Genomic DNA, 3,611 nt, shown 5'->3' on the forward strand with positions numbered 1-3,611 from the left:
TGCCGCTGGCCGCCGCCATCTGCACCGTTGCCGTACTCGGTTTGGCCGGCATTCCCGTCAGCCTGTTTGCCATGTTCGGCCTGCTTTTAGTATCCGCCATCGGCGTGGACTATGCCGTCTATGCCGCTACTGCACATCACAGCGCGCCGGCAAAATTAGGCGGTATGCTGCTTGCCGCCGCTACAACAGCCATTTCCTTTGCCCTGCTCGCCATCAGCAGCACGCCCGCCGTTGCCGCGTTCGGTATGACGGTTACCATCGGTGTGGCATTCAATATTTGGCTGGCAGGCACATTGTTGAAAAATTAGACAAAAGATGAAGGCGATTGAAGTTGAAGCGATATTTTTTTCAACTTCTATCGCCAAGTTGCAAAAGGCCGTCTGAAAAATTTCAGGCGATGGATTAAACATTATTTATCATTAAAATCAAAGGTATTTTCAAATGTCCGTAGAATTTGACGTTGCCGTTATCGGCGCAGGCCCTTCAGGTTCGGTTGCTTCCGCTTTGCTGAACAAACAAGGCTTTAAAGTTTGCGTATTGGAAAAACAACATTTCCCGCGCTTTGTCATCGGCGAAAGCCTGTTGCCGCATTGCATGGAAATGTTGGAAGAAGCCGGTTTTGCCGATGCAGTGCATGCCGAACCCAGCTTTCAATTTAAAGACGGTGCTGCGTTTTCATGGGGCAGCCGTTACACAGATTTCAACTTTACTGAAAAATTTTCAGACGGCCCCGGTACTATTTATCAAGTGCGCCGCGGCATCTTCGACAAAATCCTGATTGATGAAGCGGCAAAACAAGGCGTCGATGTCCGCTTCGGACACGGCGTAACCGCGTTTGACAACAGTGACAATGTGGCACGTTTGAGCGTTGCGACCGATACAGGCGAAAACTATGAACTGACTGCCAAATTCGTTTTGGATGCCAGCGGTTACGGTCGCGTCCTGCCCCGCCTTTTAGATTTGGAAAGTCCGTCCGAGCTGCCTCCGCGCCAAGCCCACTTCACGCATATCGACGACAACATCACCAGCCCGAAATTCGACCGCAATAAAATCCTGATCAACACGCACCCTGAACATCGCGATGTCTGGATTTGGCTGATTCCTTTCGGCGACAACCGTTGCTCCATCGGCGTTGTCGGCACGCCCGACAAACTGGCCGGCGAATCAGAAGCCGTGTTGAAAAAATTTGTGTACGAATGCCCGATGCTGGCGGAAATTTTAGATAAAGCCGTTTGGGAAAACGACTTTCCGTTCCGCTCTATCCAAGGCTATTCCGCCAACGTGAAAACCTTATACGGCAAACATTTTGCTCTTTTGGGCAACGCCGCCGAATTCCTCGACCCAGTCTTCTCCTCCGGAGTAACCATTGCCCTGCACTCTGCCAAACTGGCTGCCGATTTGTTGGGCAAGCAGCTCAAAGGCGAAGCTGCCGATTGGCAAACCGAATTTGCCGACCAACTGATGATCGGCGTGAACGCGTTCCGCACTTATGTAAACGGTTGGTACGATTTCCGCTTCCAAAATGCCATCTACGCGCCCAACCGCAGTCCTGAAATCAGCCGCATGATTTCGTCTATTTTGGCAGGCTACGCTTGGGATACGGATAATCCATTCGTGGAAAAATCCGAGCAACGCTTGTCCACACTTGCCGCATTGGTGGGCGATTTGAAGGTAGAATAAGGACGAATGTATTTCAGACGGCCTAGACTGAAAACAGAACAGGCCGTCTGAAACTTCATCCATACCATTAAATATTTTGACCGATAGATAAAACCTTATGCGATTTATCCCTTTGCTTGCTGCACTGCTGCTCTCCGCATGCGCGACCTCGCTCCCCCATCCGCAAACGCTGCCGCCGCTTTCCAAAGAAGGCCAATGGTTCAAACTTGAACAAACTAATGCGGCGGGGCAAACCGTTCAAACCAATCTCTTGGCAGTCGAGCCTCATTCAGACGGCATCCGCTTTGTCCAAACCGATGCACTGGGTGCGCCGGTATCGCGCCAATCGGTCAGCACCAAAGGCTGGAAAAATGATGGTTTTGTGATGCCCAATGCCAGTTCGCGCCGATTGTTTGCCGCCTTGTTGCCGCTTTTGGCCGCCGAACAAGCCGCCACGCTTTACCCTGAAGCCCGCCAACAAAACGCCACCCATCAAGGCTTCTGCCCTGACGGCAAAGGCGCGGTGTTCAGCTACCGCGAGCGTGATTTGTGGTGTGTCGCCCACCATTCCGAACAATTCCTTATCGGCTTCCCCGACCAAACTTTCTGGACGGTCAGCCCGATTGCAGAAGACTAATTCATGAATACTCCTGTTTATCTCAGCCGTCCGGCACTAACCAGCGCATTGGGTAGCGGCTTGCAAGTTCATGCCGATGCCTTACTCACGCCGTCTGAAAACACGCCCCTGACTTTTTCAGACCAATGGGTAAAAGGCAAAACGCATGCTTTTGGTGCAGTCAAAGAAACCCTGATGCCTCTACCCGACAGCATTCCCGAAGCGCATCGCAGCCGCAACAACCAGCTTATCCTGCACGCGCTTTCGCAAATAGACGGACTGATTCAGACGGCCATTGCCCGTTACGGCAAAGAAAGGGTCGCTGTCGTGACTGGTACGTCCACCAGTGGCGCAGATGAAAATATCCCTTTGTTCCAACACGTTGTCCAAGGTGGTGAATGGACGGATGTTCCGTTCAAACAGCTGCAACACACCATGGCTTCGCCCTCCGAATTTATCGCCCAAGTTTACGGTTTAGACGGCTTGCGCTATACCGTTTCCACCGCCTGCACTTCCGGCGCACGCGCCCTCATCAGCGCAGCCCGATTGCTTCGTGCCGGATTGTGTGATGTCGTAATTTGCGGCGGCGCGGATACGCTTTCTCCGCTGACGATTAATGGTTTTGCCTCTTTGGAAGTGCTTTCAGACAGCATCGCCAAGCCTTTTTCCTCCAACCGCAACGGCATCAATATCGGCGAAGCGGCCGCATTTTTCGTGATGACGCGCGATGCCGATTTTGACGGCGAAATGCAGTTGCTGGGCTATGGTGCAAGTAGCGATGCCTACCATATGTCTTCTCCCCGCCCCGACGGTTTGGGTGCAGCCCAATCCTTTCAGGCCGCTTTGGATAAAGCCGGTTTGAAAGCAGAAGACATCGGCTGGATCAATCTGCACGGCACCGGCACGCAACACAACGACAGCATGGAAAGCCGAGCCGTTGCCGAAGTATTTGGCAGCCACACCCTTTGCACTTCAACCAAGCCATCTACCGGTCATACTTTGGGTGCAGCCGGTGCGATCGAAGCCGCGTTTGCCTGGTTGATGGCCAACCGCCAATACAATCCGGAAGGCAAACTGCCGCCGCAACAATGGGACAACGTACCCGATTCCGAGCTGCCCAACATCGCTTTGACCGACGAAAACAGCCGCTGGCCGTCTGAAAAACGCATCGCCGCCAGCTCATCATTTGCCTTCGGCGGCAGCAATGCTGTTTTGATTATCGGATAAGTCCTTATATTTAGGCTGTCTTTTCAGACGGCCTTTTTCTTTTCCGCAACTTAAAAAACAATAACATCAAAACAACAACCAAATCCGCCGAAATATGCCATAATAGGCT

3 protein-coding genes and 1 pseudogene are annotated in these 3,611 nt (G+C 52.3%); all 4 read left to right on the forward strand.

The annotated features are described in order from the left end of the window. Positions 1-308: pseudogene (locus ACTHUE_RS13155) on the forward strand (MMPL family transporter); the annotation flags it as partial. Between the two features lie 133 nt (positions 309-441). Continuing rightward, positions 442-1,680, forward strand: coding sequence for an NAD(P)/FAD-dependent oxidoreductase (locus ACTHUE_RS13160; protein WP_004520074.1), 1,239 nt, complete (start codon positions 442-444; stop codon positions 1,678-1,680). Positions 1,681-1,777: 97 nt separating this feature from the next. Beyond that, on the forward strand, positions 1,778-2,296 hold the full coding sequence (locus ACTHUE_RS13165; RefSeq protein ID WP_004520073.1) for a hypothetical protein: 519 nt from the start codon (positions 1,778-1,780) through the stop codon (positions 2,294-2,296). A gap of 3 nt (positions 2,297-2,299) precedes the next feature. After that, positions 2,300-3,502, forward strand: a complete 1,203-nt coding sequence (locus tag ACTHUE_RS13170; protein ID WP_004520072.1) for a beta-ketoacyl-ACP synthase — start codon at positions 2,300-2,302, stop codon at positions 3,500-3,502. Positions 3,503-3,611: the final 109 nt, after the last annotated feature.

The organism is Neisseria sp. P0021.S005, assembly GCF_051956955.1.

What these genes read in the sequence shown, in the direction of transcription:
- ACTHUE_RS13165 (WP_004520073.1), top strand. Translation starts at nt 1,778, where the DNA reads ATGCGATTTATCCCTTTGCTTGCTGCACTGCTGCTCTCCGCATGCGCG.
- ACTHUE_RS13160 (WP_004520074.1), top strand. Translation starts at nt 442, where the DNA reads ATGTCCGTAGAATTTGACGTTGCCGTTATCGGCGCAGGCCCTTCAGGT.
- ACTHUE_RS13170 (WP_004520072.1), top strand. Translation starts at nt 2,300, where the DNA reads ATGAATACTCCTGTTTATCTCAGCCGTCCGGCACTAACCAGCGCATTG.